This is a genomic window from Streptomyces sp. NBC_01635, from assembly GCF_045209715.1.
GTDB lineage: Bacteria > Actinomycetota > Actinomycetes > Streptomycetales > Streptomycetaceae > Streptomyces > Streptomyces hirsutus.
Window position 1 is genome coordinate 681,403 of the sequence record NZ_CP109277.1, and the last position, 17,383, is coordinate 698,785.

At 72.4% G+C, this 17,383-nt stretch carries 17 protein-coding genes; 8 read left to right on the forward strand and 9 right to left on the reverse strand.

Features of this window, described 5'->3' with window-relative positions; all coding sequences use genetic code 11:
* Positions 1 to 52: 52 nt before the first annotated feature.
* Positions 53 to 2,101, forward strand: coding sequence for an RICIN domain-containing protein (locus OHB56_RS03465; RefSeq protein ID WP_406351557.1), 2,049 nt, complete (start codon positions 53 to 55; stop codon positions 2,099 to 2,101).
* 79 nt (positions 2,102 to 2,180) lie between these two features.
* On the opposite strand, the gene OHB56_RS03470 is transcribed toward OHB56_RS03465, so the two are convergent.
* The 3 genes from OHB56_RS03470 to OHB56_RS03480 form a co-directional block, all read right to left on the reverse strand.
* Positions 2,181 to 3,569: a DUF2201 family putative metallopeptidase gene (locus OHB56_RS03470; protein WP_326756590.1), complete on the reverse strand. Its 1,389-nt coding sequence runs from the start codon at positions 3,567 to 3,569 to the stop codon at positions 2,181 to 2,183.
* The gene (locus OHB56_RS03475) at positions 3,566 to 4,858 is read right to left on the reverse strand and encodes a MoxR family ATPase (RefSeq protein WP_326756589.1); all 1,293 of its coding nucleotides are present in this window, start codon (positions 4,856 to 4,858) and stop codon (positions 3,566 to 3,568) included. The genes OHB56_RS03470 and OHB56_RS03475 overlap by 4 nt, the downstream gene beginning before the upstream one ends.
* A gap of 99 nt (positions 4,859 to 4,957) precedes the next feature.
* A complete protein-coding gene (locus OHB56_RS03480) occupies positions 4,958 to 6,415 on the reverse strand; it encodes a hypothetical protein (protein WP_406351559.1) in 1,458 nt (485 codons plus the stop codon).
* A gap of 306 nt (positions 6,416 to 6,721) precedes the next feature.
* Here OHB56_RS03480 and OHB56_RS03485 point away from each other — a divergent pair, with 306 nt between their 5' ends.
* The gene (locus tag OHB56_RS03485) at positions 6,722 to 7,174 is read left to right on the forward strand and encodes a phospholipase (protein WP_326756587.1); all 453 of its coding nucleotides are present in this window, start codon (positions 6,722 to 6,724) and stop codon (positions 7,172 to 7,174) included.
* Positions 7,175 to 7,243: 69 nt separating this feature from the next.
* Here the strand turns inward: OHB56_RS03485 and OHB56_RS03490 are convergent, their stop codons facing one another.
* Genes OHB56_RS03490 through OHB56_RS03500 form a run of 3 tightly spaced genes read right to left on the reverse strand, consistent with a single transcriptional unit; the run spans position 7,244 to position 11,155 of the window.
* Complete coding sequence (locus tag OHB56_RS03490; protein WP_406351560.1) at positions 7,244 to 9,322, reverse strand: iron ABC transporter permease; 2,079 nt, start codon at positions 9,320 to 9,322, stop codon at positions 7,244 to 7,246.
* A gap of 4 nt (positions 9,323 to 9,326) precedes the next feature.
* Positions 9,327 to 10,304 (reverse strand): ABC transporter substrate-binding protein, encoded by a 978-nt coding sequence (locus OHB56_RS03495; protein WP_406351562.1) that lies wholly within the window; start codon positions 10,302 to 10,304, stop codon positions 9,327 to 9,329.
* On the reverse strand, positions 10,301 to 11,155 hold the full coding sequence (locus OHB56_RS03500; protein ID WP_406351563.1) for an ABC transporter ATP-binding protein: 855 nt from the start codon (positions 11,153 to 11,155) through the stop codon (positions 10,301 to 10,303). The genes OHB56_RS03495 and OHB56_RS03500 overlap by 4 nt, the downstream gene beginning before the upstream one ends.
* 296 nt (positions 11,156 to 11,451) lie before the next feature.
* Between OHB56_RS03500 and OHB56_RS03505 the strand changes: the two genes are divergently transcribed.
* Together OHB56_RS03505 and OHB56_RS03510 are read left to right on the forward strand one after the other, a co-directional pair.
* On the forward strand, positions 11,452 to 11,787 hold the full coding sequence (locus OHB56_RS03505) for a DUF5949 family protein (protein ID WP_406351564.1): 336 nt from the start codon (positions 11,452 to 11,454) through the stop codon (positions 11,785 to 11,787).
* Positions 11,788 to 11,797: 10 nt separating this feature from the next.
* Entirely contained in the window at positions 11,798 to 11,944 is a 147-nt protein-coding gene (locus tag OHB56_RS03510) for a DUF5949 family protein (protein ID WP_406351565.1), read from the forward strand.
* A gap of 27 nt (positions 11,945 to 11,971) precedes the next feature.
* Here the strand turns inward: OHB56_RS03510 and OHB56_RS03515 are convergent, their stop codons facing one another.
* Complete coding sequence (locus tag OHB56_RS03515) at positions 11,972 to 12,196, reverse strand: hypothetical protein (RefSeq protein ID WP_326756582.1); 225 nt, start codon at positions 12,194 to 12,196, stop codon at positions 11,972 to 11,974.
* A 63-nt stretch (positions 12,197 to 12,259) separates the two neighbouring features.
* Positions 12,260 to 12,448 (reverse strand): hypothetical protein, encoded by a 189-nt coding sequence (locus tag OHB56_RS03520; RefSeq protein WP_406351567.1) that lies wholly within the window; start codon positions 12,446 to 12,448, stop codon positions 12,260 to 12,262.
* Positions 12,449 to 12,636: 188 nt separating this feature from the next.
* Between OHB56_RS03520 and OHB56_RS03525 the strand changes: the two genes are divergently transcribed.
* The gene (locus OHB56_RS03525) at positions 12,637 to 13,110 is read left to right on the forward strand and encodes a carboxymuconolactone decarboxylase family protein (protein WP_326756580.1); all 474 of its coding nucleotides are present in this window, start codon (positions 12,637 to 12,639) and stop codon (positions 13,108 to 13,110) included.
* Positions 13,111 to 13,308: 198 nt separating this feature from the next.
* On the opposite strand, the gene msrA is transcribed toward OHB56_RS03525, so the two are convergent.
* A complete protein-coding gene (gene msrA, locus OHB56_RS03530) occupies positions 13,309 to 13,821 on the reverse strand; it encodes a peptide-methionine (S)-S-oxide reductase MsrA (protein WP_055630581.1) in 513 nt (170 codons plus the stop codon).
* Positions 13,822 to 14,005: 184 nt separating this feature from the next.
* Between msrA and OHB56_RS03535 the strand changes: the two genes are divergently transcribed.
* The 3 genes from OHB56_RS03535 to OHB56_RS03545 all read left to right on the forward strand — a co-directional run bounded on the left by OHB56_RS03535 (position 14,006) and on the right by OHB56_RS03545 (position 17,369).
* Positions 14,006 to 14,455, forward strand: a complete 450-nt coding sequence (locus tag OHB56_RS03535; RefSeq protein ID WP_326756579.1) for a helix-turn-helix transcriptional regulator — start codon at positions 14,006 to 14,008, stop codon at positions 14,453 to 14,455.
* Positions 14,456 to 14,460: 5 nt separating this feature from the next.
* Entirely contained in the window at positions 14,461 to 14,874 is a 414-nt protein-coding gene (locus OHB56_RS03540; RefSeq protein WP_326756578.1) for a VOC family protein, read from the forward strand.
* 95 nt (positions 14,875 to 14,969) lie between these two features.
* Positions 14,970 to 17,369 carry an ATP-binding cassette domain-containing protein gene (locus OHB56_RS03545; protein WP_406351570.1) on the forward strand — a complete coding sequence of 800 codons (2,400 nt, stop codon included), beginning with the start codon at positions 14,970 to 14,972 and terminating at the stop codon, positions 17,367 to 17,369.
* Positions 17,370 to 17,383 lie beyond the last annotated feature (14 nt).

The window sequence follows — 17,383 nt, forward strand, 5'->3', positions numbered from 1 at the left end:
GCCGGAGGGTTCCACCAGAGCGCGACCACACCTCAATGTTGGGAGCACACCGATGGCACACCGCACCCGTAGAGGACGGCTCCTGACAGCCGCCGGCCTCACCGCCCTGGCCACCGGGGCCGCCCTGGTCCCCGCCCCGGCGTCCACCGCTCGGGCGGAGGCCTCCGTCCCCTCCGTCACCGTCCGGCCCGATCCGTCCTATCAGCAGGAGGAGTTCGAGGGCTGGGGCACCAGTCTGGTCTGGTTCGCCAACGCCACGGGCGACTACCCGCCGGAGATACGCGAAAAACTCGCCGAACTCCTCTTCGGCGACAAGGGCCTCGCCCTGAACATCGCCCGCTACAACGTGGGGGGTGGCAACGCCCCCGACGTCAAGGACTATCTGCGTGCCGGCGGCGCCGTCGAGGGCTGGTGGAAGGCGCCGGCGGGCACCACCCGAGAGGACACCGGCTGGTGGGACGCCGACGACCCGGCGGACTGGAACCCCGACGCCGATGCCACCCAGCGCTGGTGGGTGGACCGCATCAAGAAGGACATCACCCGCTGGGAGACCTTCAGCAACTCCCCGCCCTGGTTCATGACCGTCAGCGGCTACGTCTCCGGCGGGTTCGACGCCTCCGAGGACCAGCTCAAGGCCGAGTCGGTCGACGACTTCGCCGCCTATCTGGCGGGCGCGACCAAGCGGCTGGAGAAGGTGCACCGCATCGAGGTCGACACCGTCGACCCGTTCAACGAGCCGAACACCACCTACTGGAGCACCCGTCTCGGCCCGGACGACGAGCCCGTCGGCGGCCGGCAGGAAGGCGCCCACATCGGCCCCGAGCTCCAGGAGAAGGTGCTCCGCGCCCTGGCGCCGGCGCTGAGGAAGGCGAGGACCGGGGCCAGAATCTCCGCCATGGACGAGACCAACCCGTCCACGTTCGCCCGGAACTGGAACACCTACTCCCCCGCGGCCCGCGACCTAGTGGACCAGATGAACGTCCACACCTACGGAACCGGGCAGCGCACCACCGTCCGCGACCTCTCCAAGGCGGCGGACAAGCGGCTGTGGATGAGCGAGGTCGAGGGTGACTGGGGCGACGGACAGAGCTTCACCGACATGCGTCCCGGTCTCGGTCTCGCCCAGCGCATCGTGGACGATCTGCGCGAACTCGAACCGCGTGCATGGGTGTTCTGGCAACCCGTCGAGGACCACGACAACATGAGGCCCGGCGGGGAGTCCGCGAAGGGCGGCAACTGGGGCGAGATCCAGTTGCCGTTCAGCTGCACGGCGGCCGACACCCTCGAGTCCTGCCCCGTTCGCACGAACACCAAGTTCGACACCGCCCGTAACTTCACCCATTTCATCAAGCCCGGCGACCGGCTGATCCAGGTGAACGACACCTCCAGCGCGGCGGCGGTGACGAAGAACGGCAAGGGCGCCTCGATCGTCCACGTCAACAGCACCACCGGGGCCCGCGACGTCACCGTGGACCTCTCGAAGTTCCGCACCGTCAACCGGAACGCGACCGTCACGCCCGTGGTGACCAGTGCGGACGGCAAGCTGGAGCGGCACAGGGCCATCAGGGCCGGCGACCGCACGACCACCTTCACGGTGCCCGCCCAGTCGGTGACGTCCTTCGTCGTCAAGGGTGTCTCCGGCGTCGCCGCCGACGCCCCGCTGCTGCGCAAGGGCCACACCTACACCCTGACCGGCACGCAGAGCGGCAAGGCCGTCACCGTCGGCGACGACGGCAGCAGCCTCGTCATCGGTACCGGCGACGGCTCGGCGGCCCAGCGGTGGCGGCTGAGCACGGTGCGTCCCGGTGACGGAGTGCGGCAGCGCTACGAATTCACCAGTGCGCAGGACGGTGAGCGCAGGCGTCTGACCGTGCGTGACGGCGTCCCGGTCGCCGCGCCCGACACCGGCAAACGGGACAGGGCCGCCGAGTGGATCGTGTCGGGCGCCGGCGACGGCACCTGGACGCTGATCAACGCGGGCGCCGGGCGCCTCCTGGAGGTCGGCGGCCAGGCCACCCACGAGGGCGCCGCGGTGACGACCTGGGAGCCCAACTCCGGTGCCAACCAGCGGTGGACGGTCACGGATGTGACCGGGGCCTGACGCCCTCCGGGTCCCGGCCCCCCAGGTCGGTGGGCCGGGGCCCGGGGCCCGGCACCGTGCAGCCGGAGCCGCGTTCGGTTCACCGGCTGCCGGGGCCCTCGGTGATGGTCACCACCCGGGCCCAGCCGGGCGGTGCGTCCGGTCGGTACTCGGGGTCGTCCTCGTCGTACGAGGAGGCGGCCGTGTGGCGGCGGGGGAACAGGCCGACCACCGTCCGGCACGGGGGCCGCCGGTCCGGCCAGGGTGTCTGACCGTCGGTCAGCACCACGAGGGCGTCAGGCCGGGGACGCGACCCGAGGGCCGTGGCGAAACCCGTGCGCAGATCCGTTCCGCCGCCACCCACCAGCGGTATCCCCTCGGCACGGCACAGGGACCGCACAGCCGTGGCCGCGGCGTCGCACGACACCACCGACACCATGTCGCGGCGGCCGCCCACCGCCTGGGAGATCGCCGCCACCTCCCGGAGCGCGCTGCCCAGTTCGGCGTCGCTGACCGAGCCGGAGGTGTCGATGACCACCGCGACGCGGGGCGGCGTGCGCCGCAGGCTCGGCAGCACGACGCCGGGCAGACCGGCCGAGCGCCGTGCGGGACGGCCGTAGGAGTAGTCGTCGCCCGCGCCGGAGCCGGAGACCGCCGCGCGCAGTGCCGCACCGAGCAGTTCCCACCAGGGCTGCGGCGGCTGGAACGCCTCCTCGGCCCACCGCTGCCAGCTCTTGGGAACGTCTCCCGGCCGGGCGTTGATGCCCTGCGCGACCCGGAACCGGACCGCGTCGCGTTCCTGCTCGCTGAGGCCGTGCGCGCCGTCCGGCCCGAGGTCCCACTCCCGGTCCAGTCCGTCGGCGCCACTGCCGCAGTCCAGCCAGGCCATGCCCTGGGTGTACGGTCCGAGCCGGAACCGGCCCAGGTAGTCCTCCATCAGCTCCCCGGCCGGAAGCCTCAGACTGCTCGGCGTGATCGCGCCCTCGGGCCGGACCAGGCCGTCGCCGAACACGTCGTCGTTGATCTCGCAGTCCGCCGCGATGTTCATCCTCAGCCGTTCCGCCGGGCCGGTGAGGTGGTGCGCCCGCGCGTACCGGTCGGAGCGCCCGTGGTGGTCGCGCAGCAGGTGCGACACCTCGTGCACCCAGACACCGGCGAGTTCCTCCTCGGGGGTGCGGTCCACGAAGTTCGGCGACACGTAGCACCGCCAGTGCCGGTCGACGGCCATCGTGGGCACCCGCGCCGACGCGACGGGGTGCAGGGCGAACAGGGCCGTCGCCAGGTAGGGCCGGGCGCGGGCGGCGTGCAGACGGGCGGCGAGGAGTTTGTCGACGTCGAGGGCGGGGGCGGGCGGTGGCGTCGTGGGGCGGGTGTACCTGCTGCCGGTGCGCGGGGCGTGGATGTCCGTGGTGCCGCTGGCCGTGGTGCCACTGCTCGTGGTGTCACCGGCCGTGGGACCACTGTCCGTGGCGTGGGTGCGTGTGGTCATCGGCCCGCCCTTGCCGGGGTGACGGAGCGGGCCGCCACCCGGTCGGCCCGGCGGGACAGGGCGACCACTCCGGCGAGGCGTTCGATCGCCTCCGGTACGTCCCAGTCCTCGCGGCGCAGGGTGGCGAGGGTGGTGGCGGGGACGACCACGAGGTCGGGGGCGCCGGTCTCCACGGCCCGGACGAGCAGCGCCCACGCGGCGTCCCAGCGGGGCTTCTCCGGGCGTGCGCGTACCGCGGCCACCACCCCGTCGAGCACGGCCTGGCGCAGGTCTCCCCGTTCGGGCAGTTCGGCGCCCGTCGGGTCGGCGAGCAGCGTCTCGGGGTCGGGGAGGTCCATCCGGTCCAGGCTCGCCAGCAGCTCCAGGCCGGGGCCGTCGCCGACGGTGCCCCTGACCAGCAGGGAGAGTACGTCGCGGGCGGAGCCGGCCGCGGTGGCGAAGGCGATCAGGCGCAGGGTCATGTCCCAGCTGCGCGGTGAGGGCCAGGGCCCGCTCCGGCGTGTCTCGTTGTCGGGCAGCCGGTGCACCAGCGGAGGGCGGGCGGTGAGGAACCCGCACACCGCGCGGCGGGCGAAGTCCACGGCCTCGGGCAGCTTCTCCGGGTCGAGACGGGGCAGGGTCGCCCGGGGCCAGGTCCCGCCGAGGCCGCGGACGACGACCCCGTGGTCGTGGGTCCACTGAAGGTGCACGAACCGGTTGGCCAGGGGCGGGCTGAGTTCCCAGCCGTCCGCTGCCGAGGCGCGGGGGTTGGCGGCGGCCACGATCCGTACTCCGGAAGGGAGTTGAAGGGTTCCGATGCGCCGTTCCAGCACCAGGCGCAGCAGGGCGGCCTGCACGGCCGGAGGAGCGGTGGACAGCTCGTCCAGGAACAGCAGCCCGCGACCCGCCCGTACCAGGCGCACGGCCCAGTCCGGCGGAGCCATCGGCACTCCCTGTTCGGCCGGGTCGTCCCCGACGACGGGCAGCCCCGAGAAGTCGGACGGTTCGTGCACGCTGGCGATCACGGTGGTCAGCGGCAGGTCCAGTGCGGTGGCGAGCTGGGTGAGGGCCGCGGTCTTGCCGATCCCCGGCTCGCCCCACAGCAGGACGGGCAGGTCGGCGGCCACGGCCAGCGTGAGGGCCTCCAGTTGGGTGTCGGGGCGGGGCTCGGTGGTGGTGTCGCCCAGGAGGGCGAGCAGTTCACCGGCGACGTCGAGCCGGGAGGCGTGGGGCGGGTCGAAAGATGTCGTGGTGGCGTCGGAAACGGGAGGGGGAACGGGACGGAAAGCAGCAGGGCTGTATGTGGGCATAGGTCATCACCTGTGGGTGTGAGGAGCGAGCAGGGGCGGGGTGTGCGGGCGAGGTGGCAGGGCGCCGTGAGAAGCGGCCCCGGTGGTGTCACCGGTGCGTCACATGGCGAGGTGGGGGCGGGGGCGGTGGTCCTGAGGGCGACGGCTGCCGGGCGGGAGCCGGCCCGGCGCGGGCTCGGCGAGCCCCGCCCGGTACAGGCCGTAGGCGATCCGCCGCTCGGCGGCCGCCTCGAGTTCGTCCCGCAACGGGCCGTCACGCAGGCGCGCGCCGGGACCCAGCAGTCCCTCGACCACGGCCAGCGCGCCGGTGATGTCGCCGTGGTCCAGGCGTTCGCGTACGCCGGTGAGGCAGTCCGGGCGCCGGTGTGCCCGGTCGATGGCCTGGAGGCAGGGCAGCGGCGTACCGGTCAGCGCGGCCAGCAGTTCCTCCCGCCCGATCTCGGCCGGGTCGTGGTCCAGCGCGGCCAGCACCCCGTCGACCGGCCCGATCCGGTGCCGCTCTCCCCGGCATTCCACGAGACGCGGCTCGTCCGCCGGATCCGGTGCGCGCCGGGAACCGGTCGGCGCCGGTCCGGGCATCGGCTCCGGTACGGAACCCGGTGCGAGCGCCGAGGCGACCAGCGGGTGCAGCTGACCGGGGTCGAGCGCACCGGTGCGGAGCAACTCCAGGTCGGGGAGCACGTGGGTGGCCGCGTAGGGCAGGAGGGGCAGGGTGGAGGCGCTGCCGTCGGCGGGCGCGGAGGAGATCCGGAGGGCGGGCGGTCCCGGGGCGTCGTCCCCGCCGCCGGCCAGGTGCAGGAGCAGTCGGCGCCCGTCGCCGATCCGCGCGACGACCGTGCCGGTCGTGTGCCCCGCGTCGCGCAGGACGAGCGCGGCCTCGTCGCGCCACCGGTCGACGGCGCAGCGATGACCGGGCGGGAGCAGTTCCGGTGCATCCGGTGGTAGCGCCCGGCCGTTGGCGTCGGCCGGCCGGTCCGCCCCGGAGCGTGACCGCAGTTCGCCGCTCCGGCGGGCGTCCCACAGGTGGCGGTGCAGATCGAGGCGGAAGCGCGGGCTCGGGCGCGGGTGCGGATGGTGACGGGCGTCGGTCCGGAGCCGGCGGCCGTCCCACAGTTCCAGACCGAACCGCTGGCCACCGTCCGCCCAGGCGGGCGGAGTCCGGACCACGAGGTACACCGGACCGGTCCCGGTGGCGGTGTCGGCCCGGAGTCCGTCACCGCCACCACCGGTGCCCCTGCCGTACCGGGCCAGAGCGACGGTCAGGCCGGGACGCAACAGCCCGTCGGGGGCGATCCGCGGCAACTGCCAGCGCAGCAGGTCGGGTGCCAAGTGGCGGAGGTCGGACCGGACTTCGCCCGCGAGGGCCCGGCCATGGGTGCGGGCCAGGGACCGCAGGTCCAGGTCGACGTCGATGCCCGCGGCGGCACAGGCCCCCGCCCAGTCGCCGACGCGTCGGCGGGCGGTCGCGGTCTCGATCATGGAGGGCGGCACGGCGAACTTCCGCACGCGCAGCCAGAGAAGAAGACGGGTGTCCCCGTTCGCGGTCGGTGTGAGCATCAGCGCTCACCTTGCGCGGACGGAACCCCCGTTCTCGGAACGAAGTGAGTGATCATCACCAGGAGCATAACTCCCCCGCCCCCACGGGCCCAGTGATTATTCTCCGCCCCACCCGTCGGCGCCGCGAGTCCGGACTCCGTTCGTCGGCATCGGAGTTGGCCCATGGACGCGATCACGACACCTGACGGGCCCGAACGTTGACAGCCTGTTGAGTCGACCGTGGTGTGAAGGCAGGGACGACGCGGGCATCTTTCTGTCATGAACCTGCGGCCCGGTGGTCGGGCCGCAGTCCCGTGGAGGTGTGGGATGCACCGCAAGTTCGCCACCGCCCTGGCCACGTCGGCTCTCGCCGCCGTAGGTGTCCTGGGTACCGCCACAGCCGCCGAGGCCGCTCCCGCCGACAAGGCGCAGGTCCTCGCCGGCTGGACGCAGACCAGCGCGTCGAGCTACAACCAGTGGGTCGCCGCGCGCTCCAACCAGGCCGCCTGGTCCGCCTACGGCTTCGACTGGAGCACCGACTACTGCTCCACGTCCCCCGACAACCCGTTCGGCTTCCCCTTCGCGACGTCCTGCGCGCGCCACGACTTCGGTTACCGCAACTACAAGGCGGCCGGCTCCTTCGACGCCAACAAGGCACGCCTCGACAACGCCTTCCACGAAGACCTCAAGCGTGTCTGCGCCGGCTACACCGGGGCCACGAAGACCGCCTGCAACAGCACCGCGTGGACGTACTACCAGGCGGTCAGGGCCTTCGGCTGACCGTTCCCTCCCGGACCGGCCGGATGCCGCCGAGTGCCCCGAGGGCCCGGCGGCATCCGGCTTCCCCCGTTACCGCCGGCTGCGCACGAGCACGTACAGGAAGTACGGCGTGCCGATGACGGCCGTCATGAGGCCGGCGCCCAGTTGGGCCGGTGCGATCACGGTGCGGCCCAACAGGTCGGCGGCGCACACCAGTACGGCGCCGAGCAGCACCGCGACCGGGAGGACCCGGGTGTGCCGGCGCCCGACGAGGGCCCGGGCCGCGTGCGGGGCGACCAGGCCCACGAAGCCGATGGTGCCCGCGGCGGCCACCGCGGTGGCGGTGAGCAGCACGCTGACGGCGAGGAAGCCCAGCCGGCCGCGCGCCAGGCGGAGCCCGAGCAGCCGCGGGGTGTCCTCGTCGAGGGACACCAGATCGAGTTCCCGGTGCCGTACCGCCGCCACCGCGATGCCGACGACGAGGACGGCGGCCAGCGGCAGGACGTCGGGCATGGTCCGGCCGTAGGTGGAGCCCGACAGCCAGGTGAGGGCCTTCGTGGCGTTGAACGGGTCGGTGAGCACGATCAGCAGGCTGATCAGGGCTGTGGTCCCGGCCGCCACGCCGACGCCGACGAGCACCAGCCGGTTCTGCTGGAAGCCTCCGCGCGCCGCGAGCCCGAAGACGACGACCGCGGTGACGGCGGCCCCAGCGAACGCCGCTCCTGCGACGCCCCACGCCCCGGCGACGGGCACGGTCGTCACGAGGATCACCGCACCGAGCGCGCTGCCGCCCGAGACGCCCAGGACCGAGGGCTCCGCGAGCGGGTTGCGGGTGACGGCCTGCACCAGCGTGCCGGCGAGCGCCAGGGCCGCCCCCGCGAGGAGCGCGGCCAGGACGCGGGGAACGCGGGTGTCGAGGACGAAGGAGACGGTCCGTCCGGCCCGCCCCTGCGCCCAGTTGAGCACGTCGCCCAGCAGGAGCATGCTGTCGCCGACGAGGGTCGCGGCGATCGTCAGGCCGATCAGGGCGACGGCCAGCACGGCGAGCGTGGCCACGAAGACGGCGCGGCTGCGGATCCGCAGCTTGTCCGGCGCGGGCGAACCCGCGGTGTCGCGGAGCCGGGCCGCCATGACGACCAGGAACACCGCGCCGACGAGGCTGGTGACGACGCCGGTGGGCACCGCCACGGAGACGTCCGCACTCACGAACGTACGCAGCAGCACGTCCGCCCCGAGGACCAGCGCCGCGCCGACCAGTCCGGCGACGGGCACACCCGCCCGCAGCCGGTGCATGCCGCGGAACCGGCGTGCGAGGGGCCGGACCAGGGCGGGGGCGCACAGGCCGACGAACCCGATGGGGCCGGCGAGGGTGACGGCCGCCGCGGAGAGCAGCGTCGCCAGCACCACGGCGGTGACCCTGGTCGCCCGCACCGGGACGCCCAGTCCGCGCGCCGTGTCGTCGCCGAGGGCGAGGGCGTCGACGCGGCGGGCGACGAGCAGCAGGCCGGCCAGGCCGACGACCGCGACGGGCAGCATCTGGAGCACGCCGTCGAAGCCGTTCTGGGCAATGCTGCCCTGGTTCCACTGGTACAGACCCTCGGTCTGCTGCGGGAACAGCAGCAACAGGCCCTGGGTGACGGCCGTGAGGCCGAGGGCGAGGGCGGTGCCGGCGAGCACCAGTCGTACCGTTCCGGACCCGAGCCCGGACAGCCCCAGGACGACGGCCGCCGCCGCGAGTCCGCCGGCGAAGGCGACGCCGGAAGAGGCGAGCAGGGGCAGGGAGACCCCGGTGACGGCCACGAGGCCGAGGGCGAGGTAGGAGCCCGCGTTGACGGCGAGGGTGTCCGGGGAGGCCAGGACATTGCGGCTGACGGCCTGCAGGGCGAGGCCCGCCATGCCGAGTGCGGCGCCCACCAGCAGTCCGGCGGCCATCCGGGGCAGCCGTGAGGCGATGACGACGGACGCGTCGGCCGGGTCGGCGCGGCCGGTGAGTGCCTTGAGGACCTCGGCCGGGCCGACGGCCGCGGTGCCCTGGGTGATGTCGACGACTGCGAGGGCGGCGACCAGGAGCACGAAGGCCCCGGTCACCACGGCCGCGCCCGTCCGGGACGCGGCCGGGGCCGGCGCCGTCTCCGGACGGACGGGGCCGGGGGTGGCGGTGACGGCCATCGGGCTACTTCGTCAGCGCCTCGACGACGGCGTCGGCGTACGCCCCCATCGAGCCGGGACCGCCGAACATCCAGATGCCGTCGGACAGCCGGTGGACGTCGCCGGCCTTCACGAACGGCAGGGACTTCCACACGGAGTTCTTGGCGAGCTGGTTGCCGAAGGGGTCGCTGTTGGGGTCGTCGTCGCTGCCGATGTAGGCGAACCGGACGTCCTTGCCCAGGTCCGTCAGTCCCTCGACGTCGGTGGCGGCCAGGCCGTAGGCCTCGTCGCCCTTCATCTTCCAGGCGTTCTTCAGCCCGAGCCGCTCGTTGACCTCGCCGATGAGGGAGTCGGAGGTGTAGGGGCGGACGGAGACCTGGTTGGAGGTGACGTAGCCGTCGGCGAAGGCGATCTCGGCGCCGTCCAGGCCGGCGTCGGCGAGGGCCTTCTCCCCTTCGGCGAGCTTCGCGTCGAAGTCCTTCTTCAGCGTGGCCGCCTGCTCGGTGGTGCCGGTGGCCTCGGCGATGAGGTCGACGTTCTCGAGCATCTGCTCCATCTGGCCGGAGGCGTCGGCGGACGTGACCGTGAGGACGGGGGCGACCTTGCGCAGCTGCTTGACGGCATTGGGCTGCAGGTCGCTGGTGGCGACGATGAGGTCGGGCTTCAGCGAGGCGATGGTGTCCATGCTGGGCTCGCCGCGGGTGCCGATGTCCTTGGGCTCGTTGGTGAGCGGAACGGCGGTGTTCCAGGTCTTGTAGCCCTTGACGTCGGCGACGCCGGCGGGGTCGACACCGAGCGAGATCAGGGTCTCGACGACGTTCCACTCGGTGCCGACGACCTTCTTGGCGGGGCCGTCGAGTTCGACCTCGGTGCCGGAGGCGTCGGTGAGTGTGATGGTTTCGGCGGACTCCTTCGCCTCGGTGGCGGCGGGTTCGGTGGTTCCGCAGGCGGTGAGCAGGAGGGCCGCGGCGGCCACGGGGGTGGTGAGCAGAAGGCGTCTCATGAGGAGGTGCCGGGCCTTTCGGTGCGGGTGTGGTGACGGCCGATCGCGCGGGTGCGCAGCCGGCCGGTGAGCGAATCGGTGCCGACCTCGATCCGGATGCCGTAGACCTCGGTCAGGCGTTCCGGGGTCAGGACTTCTTCGGGCGTGCCCCCGGCGACGATGTGCCCTTCGGCGAGCAGCACGATCCGGTCGGCAACGGCCGCCGCCTGGTCGAGGTCGTGCAGGACGACGCCGACGGCGATGCCGTGGTCGTCCGCCAGATCGCGGACCAGGTCGAGGAGTTCGACCTGGTAGCGCAGGTCGAGGTAGGTGGTGGGTTCGTCGAGGAGGAGGACTCCGGTCTCCTGGGCCAGGCAGCCGGCCAGCCAGACGCGCTGGAGCTGTCCGCCGGAGAGGTGTTCGGCGCCGCGGTCGGCGAGTTCGGCGACGCCCGTCATGGTGAGGGCGCGGTCGACCGCGGCTCGCCCGCCGGGGTCGGCGCCGCCCCAGCGGCCCCGGTGGGGGTAGCGGCCGAACTCGACGACGTCGCGCACGCTCAGACCGCTGGGCGTGGGCCGTCCCTGCAGCAGCAGGGCCACACTGCGGGAGAACTCTCGAGGGCTGAGGGCCAGGCCGTCGGTGTCGGCGTCGATCGTGAGCGTGGCCCGGCGGGGCGACTGGAGCCGCGCGACGGTGCGCAACAGGGTCGACTTGCCACTGCCGTTGGGACCGACCAGTGCCGTCACTTCGCCCGGACGCAGGGTCAGCGCCGCGGCGTGGACGACGTCCACGCCGTCGTACGCCACGATCACATCGGTCGCCGCCAGTTCATGGCCACGCGGGCCGGAGAACGCCTCTTCACCAGATTTCACGTTGCAAGGTTAGCCTAACCTTAGTTCGTGTTATTCGGCGGTGACCTGCGGCAAGCCGGTTGCGGCCACCGGACCGCAGCGGAGTCCGCGGCCGCGCCCGTACTCGTGATCCGTCATGTCGTCATGTCGTCACGTCCGGAGTACCCCCGGCCCGCCGGGCTTAGCGTTCCGGAACCCCGAACACGGCCGCCCTGTAGGGCTGTTCATCCCTCGTACGTGTGAAAAGCAGCCACGGGCATCGCCCGGACGGGTGACGGCCGACCGGATGAGGACCGCCGCGCCGATACGGTTCCGCGGTGTCCACGACCTCCACCGCAGCGCAGCCATGGAACTCCGCCGACCTGGGTTCCGTCGTCGTGATGGCCTGGCGCGGGGAAACACCCGACGGCGGCATCCCCTTCCTCCTCGCCTGCTCCCTGGGGAACGGGGCGAGCGGCCCGGACGCCACCGCGGACGCCGTGCGGCACCTGCTGCGCGGTGCGGGCCTGTCTCCCGCGGGCCGCCTCGTCGACGCCTCCGAGGAGACCGGCCCGTCCGGTGTCGTCGTCGTGCCGGGCGCGGCGTCGCTCACTTTGCCGGGCTTCGACGCCCAGTTCGTCCCCCCCACCGAAGTGGGCCGACGCCGTCGGTGAACGCGGGCACGTGTACCTCGTCTTCACGACCCGGCCCTGGCCGTCCGGTGCCGAGCCCGGCGACCTCGCGACCCTGGACGCGTTCACCTCGGACCAGGACACCCTGCGGTCCGCCGCCCACGTCCTGCTGCCCGCCCGCACCCTGCCCACCGGCTGACCGCCGACGGCGGCGCCCCGGGCCGGATCAGAACAGGTGCTCCTGCTCGGCGGGCGTGCCGCCGCGCGAGGGCCGGCGCGGGCCGGGGCGTCGGGCCGGCGCCTCCTCGCCGAACAGGGGCACCGTGCCGTACTCGTCGGGTTCCGCCGGGACCACGACGGGTCCGGTGCCCACGTTCAGGCACAGGGGAGCGTCCCGGTCGAAATCTCCTGGCGTCATGTCCGCCCAGTCGTATTCCCGACGCTCGCTCACCGACGCTCCGCTCCCCCGTCCGGGCTTCCAGTCCCCTCATTGTTCCCGTACCCGGGCCGGGTGTCAGTTCTCGTCACGGACCTCGGGGGCATCTCCGGCGACGGCCGTCGAAAGCGGTGCGGACCGCACCCCCGGGAACCCGGCGCCGGAGAGCACCCGGACGGCGCCGGGCCGCACCGGGCCGCCGAGCGCGCCCAGGGCATGCGGCGGGGCGGTGCCGCTCCCGGCGGGTGAGGAGGCGTGATCCTGCATGCGGCCAGGCTATCGCTCGTGCACCGCTTCCCCGACGACACCTCCGCGGCCCCGCCGCACCCCCGCCGGCCCCCTCCTCGCGGGCCTCCTCCGACAGGGAGACGTACGTCACACCCCACGTCCTGTCACACCTCGGCGGGCCGTCCCGTCAGGAGTACGTAACCGCAATCGCGACCCAGGAGATCACCATGGATGCCCGTCTCGACTTCTTCGGCAACGCACTCGGCGCCAAGGTACTGAGGCACATCAACTCGGCGGGCAAGGCGGCGTCCGAGTCGGGTCTGCCGCACGCCACCCAGGAACTGGTGAAGATCCGTGCCAGCCAGATCAACGGCTGCGGCTTCTGCACCGACATGCACACCAAGGACGCCGCCCACGCCGGCGAGACCGCCCAGCGCCTCCACCTCGTCGCCGCCTGGCGCGAGGCCACCGTCTTCACCGAGGCCGAACGCGCCGCACTCGAACTCACCGAACAGGGCACCCGTATCGCCGACGCCGCCGGCGGCGTCACCGACGAGGCGTGGGCCGACGCAGCCAAGCACTACGACGAGGACCAGCTCGTCGCGCTCGTTTCCCTCATCGCAGTCATCAACACCTACAACCGCATCAACGTCATCAACCAGCAGCCCGCCGGCGACTACCGGCCCGGCCAGTTCGGCTGACGGGTGTCCGCCCGCTCCGGCCCGCCCGGGACCGGAGCGGGTGGCGCCCCTCCCGGCAGCGAGGACGGCTCCGGGCCGGGGCCGGCCCGGAGCCCCGGTGTCCCACACCCAGGGGGCGCGCCGCCTCGCGTGCGCGCCCCCTGGGGTGAGACATGGTGTGGGTGGCCACCCGGCCCGACGTGCCGGGACCTCAGCGGCTCAGGACTCCGCGCGCCGGGGCAGGCGCCAGCCGGGACGGACGAAGTGGCAGGTGTAGCCGTCCGGGTACCGCTGGAGGTAGTCCTGGTGCTCGGGCTCGGCCAGCCAGAACGGGCCGGCCGGTGCGACCTCGGTGACCACGGGCCCCGGCCACAGACCCGACGCGTCGACGTCGGCGATCGTCTCCTCGGCGACGCGCTTCTGCTCGTCGTCGAAGTAGAAGATGGCGGAGCGGTAGCTCAGCCCGATGTCGTTGCCCTGCCGGTTCTTCGTGCTCGGGTCGTGGATCTGGAAGAAGTACTCCAGGATCGTGCGGTAGTCGGTGACCGCCGGGTCGTAGGTGATCTCGATCGACTCGGCGTGGGTGCCGTGGTTGCGGTAGGTGGCGTGGGGGACGTCACCGCCGCTGTAGCCGACGCGTGTGCTCAGGACGCCCGGAAACGTGCGGATCAGCTCCTCCATGCCCCAGAAGCAACCGCCCGCCAGCAGCGCCTTCTCCTCGGTCCTCGTCATCTCGTCTCGCCCTTCTCCCGCGTCCTTCGACGGACCCGTCCGCCTCGCACTCATGATTCCGTACGGCCGCGGCCGTACGCGCACCGTTCACAACCATGCCGGGAGCCCTGTTGTTCCGTCCACGGCCGTCCGGCCAGGGCGGATCCGCCCTGGCCGGACGGCGGACGTGTGTACGATTTCGCGTATGACCGGCTCCCCCTCCTCGGCACAGCGGCTGCGCGCTCTCGCACGGCTGCGCCGGGTCCGCGACCGGATCGACCGGGAGTACGCGCAGCCGCTGGACGTCGAGGCGCTCGCCCGGGGCGCGCACATGTCGGCCGGGCATCTGAGCCGGGAGTTCCGGGCCGCGTACGGCGAGTCGCCGTACAGCTATCTGATGACGCGGCGCATCGAGCGGGCGATGACGTTGCTGCGCCGCGGCGACCTGAGTGTGACCGAGGTCTGCTTCGCGGTCGGCAGCTCATCACTGGGCACGTTCAGCACGCGCTTCACCGAGCTCGTCGGCATGCCGCCCAGCGCCTACCGGCGCCTGGCGGCCGACGCGACGGAGGGGATGCCGGCGTGTGTGGCGAAGCAGGTGACCAGACCGGTCAGGAATCAAGAAGCGCCCGGGGCGCGGACAGCTCTAGCGTGACATCCATGGACATCAGCATTCACGCGAGTTTCCTCCCGCACGACGACCCCGAGGCTTCCCTGGCCTTCTACCGCGACACCCTCGGCTTCGAGGTGCGCAAGGACGTCGGATACGGCGGCATGCGCTGGATCACCGTCGGTCCCGTCGGCCGGCCCGGCACGTCCATCGTGCTGACCCCGCCGGCCGCCGATCCCGGTGTCACCGACGACGAACGCCGCGTGATCACCGAGATGATGGCCAAGGGCACCTACGCGGGCCTGCTCCTGGCCACCGACGATCTCGACGGCACGTTCGCGAAACTGCAGGCAGCCGACAGCGCCGAGGTCGTCCAGGAACCGACCGAGCAACCGTACGGTGTGCGCGACTGCGCCTTCCGCGACCCTTCGGGCAACCTGATCCGCATTCAGGAACTGCGTTGAGCCGGACCCCGGCCGCGCTGCCGGCCGGGGGCTCCGGGAATCCCCCGGCCGACACCAGGACCACGGACCGTATACGAGAGGACGGCACCACCGGCATGACCACGAGGACGAGGACGCAGTCGCCCGCATCGCACGGCGCCGACAGGCACGAACTGATCAGTGTGCACGGCGCTCACGTGAACAACCTCAAGGACGTCAGCGTCGAGATCCCCAAGCGCCGGCTGACGGTGTTCACCGGCGTCTCCGGTTCGGGCAAGAGCTCGCTGGTGTTCGACACCATCGCGGCGGAGTCGCAGCGGCTGATCAACGAGACGTACAGCGCCTTCGTGCAGGGCTTCATGCCGACCCCGGCGCGGCCCGATGTCGACGTCCTCGAAGGGCTGACCACCGCGATCGTCGTCGACCAGCAGCGGATGGGTTCCGACCCGCGGTCCACCGTCGGCACCGTCACCGACGTCCACGCGATGCTGCGCATCCTCTTCAGCCGGCTCGGCACTCCGCACATCGGCCCGCCCGGCGCGTTCTCCTTCAACACCGCCTCGGTCCGGGCGAGCGGGGCGATCACCGTCGAGCGCGGCAGCAAGAAGACGGTGAAGGCGACCTACGAGCGCACCGGCGGGATGTGCACGCGCTGCGAGGGCCGGGGCGCCGTCTCCGACATCGACCTCAGCCAGCTCTACGACGACTCCAAGTCACTGTCCGAGGGCGCGTTCACCATCCCGGGCTGGAAGTCGGACAGCTTCTGGACCGTCCGGGTCTACGCCGAGTCGGGCTTGGTCGACCCGGACAAGCCGATCCGGGAGTTCACCGAGCAGGAGATGCGGGACTTCCTGTACCGGGAGCCGGTCAAGGTGAAGGTCGACGGCGTCAGTCTCACCTACGAGGGGCTGATCCCCAAGATCCAGAAGTCCTTCCTGTCGAAGGACAAGGAGTCGATGCAGCCGCACATCCGGGCCTTCGTGGAACGGGCTGTCACCTTCACCACCTGCCCCGAGTGCGACGGCACCCGGCTGAGCGAGGGGGCCCGGTCGTCGAAGATCAAGGGCATCAGCATCGCCGACGCCTGCGCGATGGAGATCCGGGACCTGGCCGAGTGGGTCCGCGGCCTCTCCGAGCCCTCGGTGGCGCCGCTGCTCACCTCGCTGGGCGGCACCCTCGACTCGTTCGTGGAGATCGGGCTCGGCTACCTCGCGCTGGAGCGGCCGTCGGGCACGCTGTCGGGCGGTGAGGCGCAGCGCGTCAAGATGATCCGCCATCTCGGCTCCCCACTCACCGACATCACGTACGTCTTCGACGAGCCCACCATCGGCCTGCACCCCCATGACATCCAGCGGATGAACGACCTGCTGCTGCGGCTGCGGGACAAGGGCAACACGGTGCTGGTCGTGGAGCACAAGCCGGAGACGATCGCGATCGCCGACCACGTCGTCGACCTCGGCCCCGGTGCCGGCACGGCGGGCGGCACCGTCTGCTTCGAGGGAACCGTCGAGGGGCTGCGGCGCGGCGACACCGTCACCGGCCGTCATTTCGATGACCGGGCGACGCTCAAGGAGTCGGTGCGCAAGTCCTCCGAGGCGCTGGAGATCCGCGGGGCGACGACGCACAACCTGCGCAACGTCGACGTCGACATCCCGCTCGGCGTGCTCACGGTCGTCACCGGTGTCGCCGGTTCCGGCAAGAGTTCGCTGGTGCACGGGTCGCTGGTCAAGCGGTCGGGGGCCGGTGGCGAGGGCGTGGTGTCGGTGGACCAGAGCCCGATCCGCGGCTCGCGGCGGAGCAACCCGGCGACGTACACCGGACTGCTGGACCCGATCCGCAAGGCGTTCGCCAAGGCCAACGGCGTCAAGCCGGCGCTGTTCAGCGCCAATTCCGAGGGTGCCTGCCCCACCTGCAACGGCGTCGGCGTCGTCTTCACCGATCTGGCGATGATGGCCGGGGTGGCCGGCACCTGCGAGGAGTGCGAGGGCAAGCGGTTCCAGGCGTCGGTGCTGGAGTACCGCTTCGGCGGCCGGGACATCAGCGAGGTGCTCGCGATGTCGGTGGCCGAGGCGGAGGAGTTCTTCGGCGCCGGTGAGGCGCGCACTCCGGCGGCGCACCGTGTCCTCGGCCGGCTCGCCGACGTGGGCCTCGGCTACCTCACTCTCGGCCAGCCCCTGAACACGCTGTCCGGCGGCGAGCGGCAGCGGCTCAAGCTGGCTGTGCACATGGCGGAGAAGGGCGGCGTCTACGTCCTCGACGAGCCGACCACCGGTCTGCACCTCGCCGACGTCGAGCAGCTGCTGGGTCTGCTCGACCGGCTGGTCGACTCCGGCAAGTCGGTGATCGTCGTCGAGCATCACCAGGCGGTCATGGCGCACGCCGACTGGATCATCGACCTCGGGCCGGGCGCCGGGCACGACGGCGGTCACATCGTCTTCGAGGGCACCCCCGCCGACCTGGTCGCCGCCCGCTCCACCCTCACCGCCGAGCACCTCGCGTCCTACGTCGGCGCCTGAGATCCCGCCCGGGG